Origin of the sequence: Humibacter sp. (assembly GCF_051954055.1) — a bacterium.
Classification (GTDB): Bacteria; Actinomycetota; Actinomycetes; order Actinomycetales; family Microbacteriaceae; genus Humibacter.
In genome coordinates this window covers 1-13,736 of sequence record NZ_JBQCIE010000129.1, presented here as the reverse complement: position 1 = coordinate 13,736, position 13,736 = coordinate 1, and the positions used below count along the sequence as shown (strand labels likewise).

At 68.1% G+C, this 13,736-nt stretch carries 12 protein-coding genes; 6 read left to right on the top strand and 6 right to left on the bottom strand.

The annotated features are described in order from the left end of the window. Positions 1 to 89: 89 nt before the first annotated feature. Entirely contained in the window at positions 90 to 269 is a 180-nt protein-coding gene (locus tag ACTHNC_RS17270; RefSeq protein WP_440295862.1) for a CsbD family protein, read from the bottom strand. A gap of 161 nt (positions 270 to 430) precedes the next feature. On the opposite strand from ACTHNC_RS17270, the gene ACTHNC_RS17265 reads away from it, so the two are divergent. Further along, the gene (locus ACTHNC_RS17265; protein ID WP_440295861.1) at positions 431 to 787 is read left to right on the top strand and encodes a DUF7882 family protein; all 357 of its coding nucleotides are present in this window, start codon (positions 431 to 433) and stop codon (positions 785 to 787) included. A gap of 9 nt (positions 788 to 796) precedes the next feature. Here ACTHNC_RS17265 and ACTHNC_RS17260 read toward each other — a convergent pair whose 3' ends face one another. From ACTHNC_RS17260 to ACTHNC_RS17250, 3 genes are read right to left on the bottom strand one after another with little or no spacing between them, the layout of a single operon-like run. Further along, on the bottom strand, positions 797 to 4,240 hold the full coding sequence (locus ACTHNC_RS17260) for an error-prone DNA polymerase (protein WP_440295860.1): 3,444 nt from the start codon (positions 4,238 to 4,240) through the stop codon (positions 797 to 799). 14 nt (positions 4,241 to 4,254) lie between these two features. Next, on the bottom strand, positions 4,255 to 5,853 hold the full coding sequence (locus ACTHNC_RS17255) for a DNA polymerase Y family protein (protein ID WP_440295859.1): 1,599 nt from the start codon (positions 5,851 to 5,853) through the stop codon (positions 4,255 to 4,257). Next, positions 5,854 to 6,660, bottom strand: coding sequence for a hypothetical protein (locus ACTHNC_RS17250; RefSeq protein ID WP_440295858.1), 807 nt, complete (start codon positions 6,658 to 6,660; stop codon positions 5,854 to 5,856). A 133-nt stretch (positions 6,661 to 6,793) separates the two neighbouring features. Between ACTHNC_RS17250 and ACTHNC_RS17245 the strand changes: the two genes are divergently transcribed. Further along, positions 6,794 to 7,531: an SOS response-associated peptidase gene (locus ACTHNC_RS17245; protein ID WP_440295857.1), complete on the top strand. Its 738-nt coding sequence runs from the start codon at positions 6,794 to 6,796 to the stop codon at positions 7,529 to 7,531. 18 nt (positions 7,532 to 7,549) lie between these two features. Here the strand turns inward: ACTHNC_RS17245 and ACTHNC_RS17240 are convergent, their stop codons facing one another. Continuing rightward, positions 7,550 to 8,386 carry a mechanosensitive ion channel family protein gene (locus tag ACTHNC_RS17240; RefSeq protein ID WP_440295856.1) on the bottom strand — a complete coding sequence of 279 codons (837 nt, stop codon included), beginning with the start codon at positions 8,384 to 8,386 and terminating at the stop codon, positions 7,550 to 7,552. 191 nt (positions 8,387 to 8,577) lie between these two features. Between ACTHNC_RS17240 and ACTHNC_RS17235 the strand changes: the two genes are divergently transcribed. The 3 genes from ACTHNC_RS17235 to ACTHNC_RS17225 are packed head-to-tail and all read left to right on the top strand — an operon-like array spanning position 8,578 to position 11,906. Then, entirely contained in the window at positions 8,578 to 9,426 is an 849-nt protein-coding gene (locus tag ACTHNC_RS17235) for a nitrilase-related carbon-nitrogen hydrolase (protein WP_440295855.1), read from the top strand. Between the two features lie 8 nt (positions 9,427 to 9,434). Continuing rightward, a complete protein-coding gene (gene hydA / locus ACTHNC_RS17230) occupies positions 9,435 to 10,865 on the top strand; it encodes a dihydropyrimidinase (RefSeq protein WP_440295854.1) in 1,431 nt (476 codons plus the stop codon). Positions 10,866 to 10,886: 21 nt separating this feature from the next. Beyond that, positions 10,887 to 11,906 (top strand): TIGR03842 family LLM class F420-dependent oxidoreductase, encoded by a 1,020-nt coding sequence (locus ACTHNC_RS17225; protein ID WP_440295853.1) that lies wholly within the window; start codon positions 10,887 to 10,889, stop codon positions 11,904 to 11,906. Between the two features lie 7 nt (positions 11,907 to 11,913). On the opposite strand, the gene ACTHNC_RS17220 is transcribed toward ACTHNC_RS17225, so the two are convergent. Beyond that, positions 11,914 to 12,783: a helix-turn-helix transcriptional regulator gene (locus ACTHNC_RS17220; RefSeq protein WP_440295852.1), complete on the bottom strand. Its 870-nt coding sequence runs from the start codon at positions 12,781 to 12,783 to the stop codon at positions 11,914 to 11,916. 101 nt (positions 12,784 to 12,884) lie between these two features. On the opposite strand from ACTHNC_RS17220, the gene ACTHNC_RS17215 reads away from it, so the two are divergent. After that, positions 12,885 to 13,595 carry an SDR family NAD(P)-dependent oxidoreductase gene (locus ACTHNC_RS17215; RefSeq protein WP_440295851.1) on the top strand — a complete coding sequence of 237 codons (711 nt, stop codon included), beginning with the start codon at positions 12,885 to 12,887 and terminating at the stop codon, positions 13,593 to 13,595. The last annotated feature ends 141 nt before the right edge of the window (positions 13,596 to 13,736 follow it).

Below are 13,736 nucleotides of genomic sequence, written 5' to 3'. Positions count from 1 at the left end.
GGTGGGGTGGGATTTAGGGGTCAGGTTTTATAAACCAGCCCCCCGGTTCCTTGCCCGCGGCGGGCCGGCCCCGGTCCGGTTGAACGCGGTCAGTCGTTATCCGTGAACGCGTCCTTCACCTTTTCACCGGCCTGCTTGAGGTTGGCCTTGGTCTGATCGAACTTGCCCTGATTCTCGAGCTCGTCATCACCGGTCGCCTTGCCGACGGCCTCCTTGCCCTTACCCCAGAGCTCGTCCTTCTTGTTCTCGACCTTGTCTTCGTCACCCATGGCTTCTCCTTTGCGGGATGGTCGGATGAGGCAAGCAACGACGTTACGGAGCCGTCGGAGTGACCGGCAAGGGCTTGACATGTTCATGCTGCGGGAGGCGCGGCCCGGGGCGGTGCGACGGTAAGCTTGCCGCTCGAGACCGTGATCCCCGGGAGGTTGTCGTGGGTGCTCTGTTGTACGGCGGATCCGACATCGAAGTGAAGTTCGAGGACCGCGTTCTCGCCCATCTCCAGGTGGTGATCGGCGCCAAGCTGCGCCGTCGTGAGGGCTTCTTCTTCACGTGGCGCGACGACATGTCGGTGGGAGACGGCCGCAGTTCCGTGTGGATCGATCCGTCGGTCCCGCTGTACTTCCGCTACTCGGGCAGCAAGCCGCCGGTGATCAACCGGGAATGGATCGAGCTGCTCACCCTCTCGGCCAACAGCACGCAGGGTCTGCACCTGATGGACGAACCGCCCGGCCCGAACAGTGCAGGCGCCCCGGGCAAGTCGAAGGACAACAGCGTCAAACCGGGCTGAGCCCTCGCGTTACTGGAAATTGCGCGAGATAGTCCGTGCCTTCAACGGCAGGTTCTCGAATCTGTCGGCCACCACGTTCACGATGCCCTCCTCGCTTCGCTCCAGGATGCCCCGCACCACCATCGCCGCCGCCTCACGAGCGATCCTCCGGTAGCGGCCCCACACGCCCACACTGCAGATCACATTGAGCAGGCCCGACTCGTCCTCGAGGTTGAGGAAGGTGATCCCGCTCGCCGTCGCCGGACGCTGCCTGTGCGTGACCACTCCCGCCACCTCCACCCGCGTTCCCGTCTCCACCGTCAGCAGCTCCTCGATCGATCGGATGCCTCTGGCCGTCAGGTCCTGCCGCACGTGCCGCATCGGGTGGTCGCCTGGTGAGATGCCGGTCGACCACAGGTCGTACACGGTCTGCTCGGATGCCGTCAGTATCGGAAGCAACGACGGCTGCACGAATACCGCGGTGGCGGGCAGGTAGTCCTTGCGCTCCCTGGACGCCGGGCCCGCGGCCCACAGCGCCTGCCTTCGGGTGAGGCCGAGCGACTCGAACGCGCCTGCCGCCGACAGCGCCTCCAACTGGGGCGACGTCAGGCCGACCCGCCTGGCGAGGTCGTGCATGCTCGTGAACGGTCCTGAGGTCTCGCGCTCTTCGACGATGCGCTTGGCGTGCTTCTCTCCGATGCCGTTCACGCCGGCCAGGCCGAGGCGCACGGCGAGCGCGGCGTCTCTGCGATGGGAGGCCGAGACATCCGGAGCATCGCGATAGAACTCCTTGGGTACCGGCGGCTGCTTCTGCGCGAGGCATCCGGACATCCCCGTCGGTGCGGGTCGTGACCCGGCATCGCCGATGGGCTCCAGGTCGGGATGCACCCCAGAGCGCAGGATGTCCACGTGCCGCACGACGACGCCGTGCCGCACGGCATCCTGGGTCAGCGTCTGCGGTGAGTAGAACCCCATCGGCTGCGCCTTGATGAGCGAGGCGAGGAATGCTGCGGGGTAGTGCAGCTTGAGCCAGGAGCTGGCGTAGACGATGAGCGCGAAGCTCAGCGCGTGGCTCTCGGCGAAACCGAAGTCGGCGAATGCCTCGATCTGCGACCAGATGCCCTGCGCGGCCGTGTCATCGAGTCCTCGTTTCGCCATGCCTTCGAACACCTTGTCGCGCAGCGATTCGATCTTCTCGATGCCGCGTTTCGACCCCATCGCGCGACGCAGCAGGTCGGCATCCTCGCCCGTGCAGTCGCCGACGGCCATCGCCATCTGCATCACCTGCTCCTGGAACAGGGGGATGCCCAGGGTGCGCTCCAGCACCGGCTTCAGATGTGGATGCGCGTACGTCACCGTCTCCTTGCCCGCGCGCCTACGGATGTACGGATGCACCGCACCACCCTGGATCGGCCCCGGCCGGATCAGCGCCACCTCGATCACGAGGTCGTAGAACTCGCGGGGGAGCAGGCGCGGCAGTGTACCGAGCTGGGCACGGCTCTCCACCTGGAACACTCCGATGGCGTCCGCCCTGCACAGCATGTCGTAGACCGCCGGCTCCTCCTTGGGCAGCGTTGCCAGGGTCCAGGACTCGCCGAGGTGCGCCTGAATCATGTCGAACATGTACTGAACGGCGGCGAGCATGCCGAGGCCGAGCAGGTCGAACTTGACCAGGCCCATCCACTCGCAGTCGTTCTTGTCCCACTGCAGCACCGTGCGGTTCTCCATGCGGGCGTGCTCGATGGCGCACACCTCGCCGATCGGCCGGTCGGTGAGCACCATTCCACCGGAGTGGATGCCCAGGTGCCGCGGCGCACGCAGCAGCTGCTCGGAGAGCGCGACGACGGCATCCGGGATGTCGTGGTCGCCGCTGAAGACGTCCGGGCCGTACCTCTCCACCTGCTTGGACCAGGCATCCTGTTGTCCCGTCGAATGTCCGAGGGCCTTGGCCATGTCGCGCACCGCGTTCTTCGGCCGATAGCTGATCACGTTGGCCACCTGTGCGGCGTTGCGCCTGCCGTACTTGTCGAACACGTACTGGATGACCTCCTCTCGTCGCCTCGCGTCGAAGTCCACGTCGATGTCGGGCTCCTCAGGACGCAGGCTGGAGAGGAAGCGCTCGAACGGCAGCTTGTACTGGATGGAGTCGACCGCCGTGATGTCCAGCGCGAAGCAGACGGCGGAGTTGGCGGCGGAGCCTCGGCCCTGGCAGAGGATGCCCTTGCTGCGGGCGAACCGCACGATGTCGTACACGATGAGGAAGTAGCCGGGGAAGTCCTTCTCCTCGATCACCTTCAGCTCCTGCTCCATGCGTGCCGTGACGGCTTCGGCGCTGGCGTGCGGGTAGTCCGGCGGATACTTCTCGGCCACGCCGCGCGCGACGAGCTCGCGCAGGTGACTCATCGGCGTGTGCCCCTCAGGAACCTCCTGCTTCGGCAGTCGCGGCTTCGCGGAGCTCAGTGCGAACGCGTGGCTTTCGGCGATGACGACGCTGTGCTCGATCGCGCCGGGATAGCGGGCGAACTGCCTGGCCATCTCCGCGCCGGAGCGCATCCGCGAGGTGGCGGCAGCCGGAAGCCAGCCGTCGAGCTCGTCCAGGCTGCGCCTGGCTCGCACCGCCGCCATCGCCGTGGCGAGCGGGCGTTCCGCCTTCGTGGCGTAGTGCACGAGACCCGTCGCGACGGATGCCAGCCCCTTGCGTCGCGCCAGTGCGTGGAGCGCGTCGTTGTGCACGGTGTCCAGTGGGGAGCCGGTGTCGAACAGCTCGACCACAACGTGCTCAGGGCCGAACAGCTCGACGAGCTCGTCCAGTGCGCGGGATGCCGCGCCGACGTCCGGCTCGGAGCCGTCGCCGCCGGCGCTACCGACCAGTGCCTGTCGCACGGCGCCCTTGCGGCATCCGGTGAGCACCGTCCAGTGCCCCTCCGCCTGCTCGGCAAGCCGGTGCAGGTCGTAGACGGGGCGGCCCTTCTCCGCCTCCCGATGCAGTTGGGCATCCGTGATCGCACCGGCCAGCCGGTGGTAGCCCTCCTCCCCGCGGGCGAGCACGAGCAGATGGGACCCCTGCGGGTCGGCCTCGCCGTTCTGCGGCTTGCCCAGGCCGAGCGACAACTCGGCGCCGAACACCGTCTTCACGCTGGAGTGCGTCTCTGCCGCCTCCGCCAGGCGCACGACGCCGTACAGGCCGTCATGGTCGGTGAGCGCCAGCCCGGTCAGCCTCAGCCGTGCAGCCTCCTCGATCAACCGTTCCGGGTCGCTCGCCCCGTCGAGGAAGCTGAAGTTGGAGTGCGCGTGCAGTTCCGCGTACGGCACGTACGGACCGGCCACCGGAACGATGGGCTCGCCGTGGTAGGTCCTGCGCTTCACGCTGCGGGCGGGGGAGTCCAGCTCGGCGAGACTGCCCTCGGGAGGGCGGCGTCCGGACAGCGTGCGCTCCAGCTCGGACCACGAGATCGCGGGGTTCTTCCAGCCCATGTCAGGGAACCGTCTCAGTCATAGCGCGCCTCCAGCATCCATTCGCCGCGCTCGAGAAGCACGAGCCAGGCGCCGCCGGTCTCGTCGACGAGCTGCAGCCGGTGAACGCTGCGGGCGGCATCCGGATCCCACCAGCGTTCCTCGACCGGCCACGGCCCCGTCCACGCCGTCACCTGCGACGGAGCCCTGCCGGGTGCGGGGGAGAAGCGCGCGGGATGCTCGGTGAGCTCACCGGTCTCGTCGACGCCGACCGGCTCTCCGGATGCCGCCGTCACCGTGCACCGCACCGGCGGGGAGTAGACGGTGGCGGGAAGCGGCGGAGGGAGAGCGCCCGGCCACGGTTTCGCGGCGTCGGCGGTCACGGCGTCCGGAACCCGGTCGCCCCACGGCACCAGCACGGAACGATCGGCGAGCAGCCGTCCGCCGCCGATCGCCGCCGTTCCCACCGCGTCGTGCCCGAGCATGCTCTGCACTCGGGAGAGCGCGTGGTGCACGCGTTCGTCTGGTCCCGTGCCGAACAGGCCGTCTTCGTGGTTGCCGATCGCGTCGACCGATTCCGGCGCCACCGTCACCTGCACGACGGGGGAGTCCAGGCCGCTGTCCGTTCCTGCGCCCTGGAGCTGCCACCTCACCCGGTCGACGACGTCGGATGCCGTGAACCACCTCGGGTGCAGCCAGGCGCGCTCGCTGACCGCGCCTGATTCGGCGAGCACGACGACGGTGATCGCCGTGGCGACGAGCTTCGCCGCGGTCAGGGATGCCACGAATTCGTCGGCCGTGCGCCGGAACGCGAACGTGAGCTCGTCCACCCGTTCCAGTCCCGGCTCGAACTCTGCCGTACGCTCCAGCACCGCCTGCGGAGCGCGCGGAACGACCGCGGCACGTTCCGAACCGCTCGCCAGCGCGTGAGTGCGCACGCCGAGCTCGCCGAATCTGTCCTCCAGCTCGAGCGGATCCAGCCTCGCCACGGCGCCCAGCGTGTCAAGGCTGAGCCGGTGCAGCAGCGTGACGTAGTCGGCATCGCCGAGCACGTCGACCGGCAGCGGGGCGAGGAACTCCGCCGACCGCCCCGGCTCCACGATCAGCGTGCGGCCGGTTCCCCGGCTCACGCTCCCTGGCTGCTGGGTGAGGCACGCCCTCGCGGCCTGCTCGGCGGCGAACGGGCCGTCGGCGATGCCGACACAGGCATCAGGAGAACCGTGCTCGGCCGCGACGCGCAGCAGTTCGGCGGCCGCGGCATCCTCGCTCCCGTAGTAGCGGGCGGGGCCCCGTGCCCGCAGCGCGCACAGTCCAGGCCGGATGGGCTGCACCCCCGGGACCGCCTGCTCGATCGCGGCCAGCAGCGGGTCGAACTCCCGCTGGTCGACCGACGCGTCGTAGCGCAGCACGGTCAGCGCCGAGCAGCGTGCCTGCGCCTCCCGCACGCGCAGCCCGCGCCGCACCCCGTCGCGTCGCGCGGCGGCCGAGGCGGCGAACACCATTCCCTTGTCGACGAGCGCGATCGGATGCCCGTGCTCCGCCAGTCCCGCCGCCACGGCCGCGCGCACCGGCCAGTCCGGGCACCACAGCACGATGCTGCGTCTGCCGGTGCGATCGGCGTCGCGTACCGCCACTCAGACCACCGCCTTCAGCGCCCGGAGGCGCTCTCGCGACGGCGTGGTCTCGTGCTGTTGTACGGCCTGCCGCGACGGCGTGGTCTCGTGCAACCGCCCGTCCGGTGTCAGCAGCAGCTTCGCCCTGCGTTCCCGACCCCATGACCTGCTCTCCACGGCGACCGTGAGCTCGCGCTCCGCCAGGTAGCCGTGACCATCGCCGACGCCGGTCCAGCGGGCGGATGCCACACCCACCCGCGCATCCACCCGAGGCCATGCACCGCACACGAGAAGCACAGCCCGGCGTTGTCGCAGCCTGGCGGCCAGCCTGGCAGCCTCCGCCTCGCCCACCCTCGAGCCCGGTACGGCGACGACGATGCTCACCGCGTCGGCGAGTGCCGCGGTCACGCTGAACCAGCGGTCGCCGGGATGCGGCACCAGCACGAGTCGGTCGAGGTCGACGCCCAGTCGTGCCGCCGCCTCTGCACCGAACCCCGGCATCCCCACCACGGCGCTCCATGCACCCTCGGCGCTCGGGCCGGCCAGCAGTGCCATGACCAGAGAGGTGGCACCCTGCACGGAGTAGACGCCCCCGGGCTGCAGCCCGCCGCCAGGGAGCAACGGAGCCAGTGCCGGATCGGTGCGCAGCACCCCGTCGTCCACGCGGGTGCTCTCCAGCTCGCCCATTCTGGAGCGCAGGCTGAGCAGCCGCTCCAGATCTGCCCTGGCACGTTCGACGGCGGTGTCGCTTCCGCCGTCGATGACCGGACGCACCGACCTCATCGGCGGTGCGTACTCCGCCGGAAGATCGGGAACGAGAAGGGTCACCCCTCCAGTCTCGAACGCATGTTCGAGACTGTCAAACACCTGCGGCGTGTCGCTGGCGACTTCTTCTTCGAAGATACGCTATGCGAGCGGCACGCGGTAGTGCGCGGAAGCATCCTCTCATCACGCACTGACAGTGGCGGGTGAGAGGCTGGACCAGTGTGGCAGATTCGCTCTCGACGACCACGTCGATGAATTGATCCAGGAGTTCGTCGCTGCAGGCGGCGACTACCGCGACTGGCGGCCGAACTACTCGATCGCCCCGACCGACGAGATTCCCATCGTCCGAGAACGCGTCGACAAGCAGACGGGCGAGGTGCGGCGCAGCATCGACGGCGCCGTGTGGGACTTCCATCCGGCGTTCATGCGCGACTCCAAGCGCCCGAACTTCAACGCTCGCATCGAGACGGTCACGAGCAACGGCCTCTGGAAGGGCGCGTTCGCGTCATCGAGAGCCATCGTGCCGATGCGCGGCTACTACGAGTGGACTGGTGAGGCCGGGCACAAGCAGCCGCACTTCCTGCACTCGGAGGCAGGCGGCCTGCTCGCCGCCGCAGGCATCTACACGGCCAGGAAGGTCGACGACGAATGGGTCGTGTCCACGGCGATCATCACCCGCCCGGCCCGCGACGCATCCGGTGAGATCCACGAGCGGATGCCCGTCTTCCTCGATCGCGACGTCTGGGAGGAGTTCCTCACCCCGGAGAAGCTCGACGATGCAGGAAAACAGCACATGGTGCAACTGCTGACGGCGGAGTCCGACAAGGTCGCCGGCACGATCACGAGCTACGAAGTGGATCCCAAGGTCAACAACTCCCGCACCGCAGACCCCGACGACGCGTCCCTCATCCAGCCGACGAAACCGGCGGCATAGACCGGGACGAGACGGGCGTCACACCGCGGAGGGCGGCGTCAGCGGCGGGTCGACCCTCGCGGAGGTGACGACCGCCTCCCGGCCGGAGACCGCGCCGTACACGGCAGAGACGACCTGCGACCTCGTCGCGCCCTTGTGCGTCGGATGATGCCGGTAACGCACCGACAGCGTCGCACGATCCGGCTCGATCGCCACGAACAGCACCTCGGCGTGCCTGCCGTCGACGATCTCATCGAGCCCGGAGCACGCGGCACGGATGTCCGACACCGCGGCATCCAGATCGTCACGATCCCGGTAGCGCAGCCGCACCTCCACTTCGCTGCGCAGCGCCGTGCGCTCCGACTGGTTCAGGAACGGATTGGACAGCACGATCGCGTTCGGAATGTGCGCGACCGCACCGTCGAACTGCCGCACGGTCACCGAGCGCCCGCTGATCTCGGTGACGACGCCCTCGTAGTCGCCGATTCGTACGGCGTCGCCGCGCACGAAGGGTCGCCTCGTCTGGATGACCAGCCCGGCCGCGTAGTTCTCGGCGATCCCCCGAAGCGCGAGCACCGCGATCACCGCGAGCACGATCGCCAGAGCGATGACCGGCTGGATCGGCGCCCCCAGGAAGGTGAGCGCGATCCCCACGCCGAGCAGGATGAGGATCAGGCGAACAGTGGTCGCCACACGTTTTGCGACCGTGGGGGAGAGATTCGGCACCCGTCCCAGCAGCGCTGTCGTGCCGCGCTTGGCCAGCACGCCGAACACGATGCCGAGCACCACGCTGAGCACGGCGAACGCCACGTCCCACGGATCGAGACCCGCGAAGAAGCCCGCCGCGTCACTGGCATCCGGAGCGGCAATGCTCACCCGAGACCTCCTTCACGGCACCCGCCGGGCTTCATCGTGCATCTCGAGCGTGGCATGGATGCTCCTCGACCCCGGGGATTGCCGCCGACGCGGTGCGCATTCGAGCGCAATGGACCCCCATTCGAGTCCTTTCGTAGCGGAGATCACCTCTCGAGCGTTTAATGCGGGGAACACCGATGGAGAGGACGAGCGTGACCACGATTCGAGCGGCCATCAGCCAGACCACCTGGACCGGCGACAAAGAGTCCATGATCGTCAAGCACGAGGGATTCGCCCGCGATGCGGCGGCACAGGGTGCCCAGGTGATCTGCTTCCAGGAGCTGTTCTACGGCCCGTACTTCGGCATCACCGAAGACAAGAAGTACTACGCCTTCGCCGAACCGGCCGACGGGCCGATCGTTCAGCGCTTCGCGGCGCTGGCCGAGGAGCTGGGCCTCGTGATGATCCTGCCCATCTACGAGGAGGAGCAGCCCGGCATCTACTACAACACTGCCGTGGTCGTGGATGCCGATGGCACGATCCTCGGCAAGTACCGCAAGCACCACATTCCCAACCTCGACAAGTTCTGGGAGAAGTTCTACTTCCGGCCCGGCAACCTCGGGTACCCCGTATTTCACACGGCCGTGGGGCCGATCGGCGTGTACATCTGCTACGACCGGCACTTCCCGGAAGGGTGGCGCGAGCTCGGCCTGGCCGGCGCGCAGATCGTCTTCAACCCGAACGCGACCAAGCCGGGACTCAGCAACCGGCTGTGGGAGATCGAGCAGCCGGCCGCCGCTGCGGCGAACGGCTACTTCGTCGCCGCCCCCAACCGGGTCGGCAGGGAGGACAACGAGTACGGCGACCTCGCCGTCGACTTCTACGGCTCGAGCCAGTTCGTCGACCCCCGCGGCAACATCATCGGCGGATACGGCTCGAGTGAGAACGAGGAAGTCGTCATCCGTGACCTCGATCTCGACCTCGTGCGGCAGACCCGGGATGACTGGCAGTTCTACCGCGACCGCCGACCCGAGTCGTACACAGGCATCCCGAAGCCGTAGGAGAAGCGATGAAGACACTCATCACGGGCGGCACCGTCGTCAGCTCGACGGGAAGGGCAACCGCCGACGTGCTCATCGACGGGGAGACGATCGCCGCGGTGCTCGAGCCGGGCTCGCAGCTGCTCGGGTCCGACCTGAAGGCATCCGTCGACACCGTCATCGACGCGAGCGGAAAGTACGTCATCCCCGGCGGAGTGGACCCGCACACGCACATGGAGATGCCGTTCGGCGGAACCAACGCCAGCGACACGTTCGAGACCGGCACCCGCGCCGCCGCCATCGGCGGCACCACGACGATCATCGACTTCGTCACGCAATACCCCGATCAGAACGTGCTCGACCAGTACCACCTCTGGCACGAGAAGGCCGCTGGGAACTGCGCGATCGACTACGGATTCCACCAGATCCTCTCCGACATCCAGGACGCGTCGCTGACGGCGATGGACGAGCTGGTGAACGAGGGCGTCACGAGCTTCAAGCTGTTCATGGCGTACAAGGGGGTGTTCCTGTCCGATGACGGACAGATCTTCCGGGCGTTCCAGAAAGGTGCGGAGAACGGCGCGCTGATGATGATGCATGCCGAGAACGGCTCCGTCATCGACGTGCTCGTGCAACAGGCCATCACTGCCGGAAACACGGACCCGGTGTATCACGGCCTCACCCGTCCGTGGCAGATGGAGGAGGAGGCAACGCACAGGGCGATCATGATCGCTGATGTGGCGGGGACGCCGCTGTACTTCGTGCACGTGAGCGCGAAGCAGGCGGTCGAGCAGATCGCCGCCGCCCGTCATCGCGGTTCGAACGTGTTCGGGGAGACGTGCCCGCAGTACCTGTACCTCAGCCTCGAGGACCAGCTGGGTGCGCACAGCGACCAGTGGGGCGACTTCGAGGGGGCGAAGTGGGTGGCATCCCCGCCGTTGCGCTCCAAGCACGAGGGGCACATAGAGGAGTTGTGGCGCGCGCTGCGCACGAACGAGCTCCAGCTCGTCTCCACCGACCACTGCCCGTTCTGCATGAAGGATCAGAAGGAGCTCGGCCGCACGAGCTTCGCGAAGATCCCCAACGGCATCGGCACAGTCGAGCACCGGGTCGACCTGCTGTACCAGGCGGTCGCCACCGGAAAGCTCTCGCTCGAGCGCTTCGTGGAGATCACCTCGACGACGCCGGCTCGCATGTTCGGACTCTACGGGCGCAAGGGGGTCATCCAGCCGGGAGCCGACGGCGACGTCGTCGTCTACGACCCGAACGGTCACACCACGATCTCGGCGGCCACGCACCACATGAACCTCGACTACTCGGCCTGGGAGGGATTCGAGATCGACGGCCGGGTGCACACGGTGCTGTCGAGGGGCAAGGTCATCGTCGACGACGGCCGGTACGTGGGCGCCAAGGGCGACGGGGTCTTCCTCAAGCGCGGGCTGAGCCAGTACCTGGTCTGAGACGGAGAGGGGCATCCGCTCATGGAGTTCGGCGTCGTTCTGCAGACCGATCCGCCCGGCAGCCGGGTGGTGCACCTCGCCGAGCTGGCCGAGCAGTACGGCTTCAGTCACGCGTGGACCTTCGACTCCCATCTGCTCTGGGAGGAGCCGTACGTCATCCACTCCCAGATCCTGGCGCGCACGCATCGCATCAAGGTCGGCCCGTTCGTCACCAATCCGGCGACCCGGGACTGGACGGTGACGGCATCCGTCTTCGCGACGCTCAACGAGCTGTACGGCAACCGCACGGTGTGCGGCATCGGCCGCGGCGACTCCGCCGTGCGCGTCACGAACGGCAAGCCGGTGACGATGGCAGAACTGCGGGAGTCGATCCACGTCATCCGCGAGCTCGCGAACAGTCGTGCCGTTGAGTACAAGGGCTCGACGCTGCGCTTCCCGTGGTCGAAGGGCAGTGAGCTTCAGGTGTGGGTCGCAGCGTACGGACCGCAAGCGCTCAAGCTCGCCGGCGAGGTGGGCGACGGGTACATCCTGCAGCTCGCCGACCTCGACGTGGCCGACTGGATGATCCGTGCCGTGAAGGATGCCGCGCGCGCTGCCGGTCGCGACCCTGACGCGCTGGCGATCTGCGTGGCAGCACCCATGTACGTGGGGACGGATGTCGACCATCAGCGCGAGCAGAGCCGTTGGTTCGGCGGCATGGTCGGCAACCACATCGCCGACATCGTGCGCCGTTATGGAGAGAGCGGCGGCGCCGTGCCGCAGGTGCTGTCCGAGTACATCAAGGGTCGCGAGGGCTACGACTACAACGAGCACGGTCGCGCGGGCAACTCGCACACCGCGTTCGTCTCGGACGAGATCGTCGACCGGCTGTGCGTGCTCGGCCCGGCGAAGGATCACATCGCCAAGCTGAAGGCACTGCGCGAGCTGGGCGTCACCCAGTTCGCCGGGTACCTCCAGCACGACGCAAAGGAGGAGACGCTGCGGGTCTACGGCGAGACCGTCATCCCCGCCGTCGTCGAGCACGTCGCCGCGAAGGAATAGGCGTTCGCTATCGCCTGGGCCGGCCCTCGGCCGATTCGTCGGAGAACGCCTGCGTGCCGAGCACGACCGCCAGCGCGAGGCGCTCGGCATCCGCCGTGCCCGGCTCCGCCGAGTAGATCATGATGCGCAGGTCGTCGCCGGCGACGATGAACGTGTCGCAGTCCAGCCCGATGCGACCGACTTCGGGATGCTCGACGAACTTGTGACGGGAGCGGTCCTCGTGCTGCCGCATCTCCCCGGCGTCCCACAGTTCGCAGAACAGGTCGCTCTCCCGTCGCAGCTCCGCCACCAGGTTGCGCAGCCGGGGGTCGGCGGGATATCTCGCCGCCGTGAGCCTCAGATCGGCGACGAGCGCGGCCTGCTGATCCGCGAGCTCATCGAGGCCGAGCTCGGCGACAGGGCCGGGCCCGACCAGGTTGCGCCACACGCCGTTGCGCTGGATGCCCCGCCACGCCGGGGCGCCCGTGAGTGCGTCGTACGCGGCGTTCGTGACAAGGAGGTTCCACATGGCGTCGTACACCGCGATCGGGTTCGCGGAGAGCCGGTCGAGCAGTCGCTGCACGCTCGGCGGGATGCGTGCGGGCACCAGGTCACGACCGGGGACCGCGAGTCCGGCGAGCCGGAACAGCAGCTCGCGTTCCGGATCCGATAGCCGCAAGGCCCTGGCCAGCGCTTCGACCACCTGTGCCGATGGCGAGGTGGCGCGGCCCTGCTCCAGTCGCGTGAGGTAGTCGACGGAGATGCCCGCCAGTGCCGCCAGCTCCTCACGACGAAGGCCTGCGGCGCGTCGACGGGTGCCGATCGGAACGCCGACCGATTCAGGCACGACTCGATCGCGCCAGTGCCGAACGGTCCGACCGAACTCCTGATCCTCCACAACACCAGTCTGCTTGGCGGAGCATCCGTTGTCGTGGCACTGCCAGTCCTACGAACAACAGACGACTACCTGTGTGCCGCGCCGAGGCAGAGCCTTGTCGCATGACCACAACACTCATCACCGGGGCTAACAAGGGCCTCGGCAAGGAAACCGCCAGGCGTCTCATCGCGATGGGACACACCGTCTACCTCGGTTCACGCGACGAGCAGCGCGGCCGTGAGGCCGCCGACGAGCTGGGCGCCCGCTTCGTGCAGCTCGACGTGACAGACGACGCCTCCGTCGCTGCCGCTATCGCCACCATCGAGAGCGAGGGCGGGCTCGACGTTCTCGTCAACAACGCGGGCATCGCCAAGCGCACAGCCGACGGCCGCGGCGAAGCACTCGACGGACCGAGCGCGCTGGAGGTGTACGACACCAACGCGGTCGGCGTCATCCGGGTCACGGAGGCCGCACTGCCGTTGCTGCGGCGGTCGCACAACCCCGTCGTCGTGAACGTCTCCAGCGCGCTCGGCTCGTTCTGGGCCACCCACGAGCCGTCCCGTCCCGCTTCGCACTACCCGGCGATCGTGTACGGCTCGAGCAAGGCCGCCGTCTCCATGCTCACCGTCCAGTACTCGAAGGCCGTTCCCGAGGTGAAGTTCAACGCCGTCGAACCCGGCATCACGGCGACCGAACTGGGCGGGGGAGATCCGGGCAGCCACCCAGGACGCCCCGCCGCGGAGAGCGCGGAGGTTGTTGCCGCTTGGGCGAACATCGGGGTGGACGGACCGACGGGCACGTTCCAGGAGGATGCCGGCGTGCTCGGCTGGTGACGGACGGGCGGCTAGGTGCGGGGGCGCGGCAGTGTGCTGGAGTGGGGGGGGGGGGGGGAGGGGGGGGAGGAGAGAGGGAGGGAGGGGAGGAAGAGAAAGAAGAAAAACAACAAAAACAAGCGGGGGGGGGGGGCTGGGGGG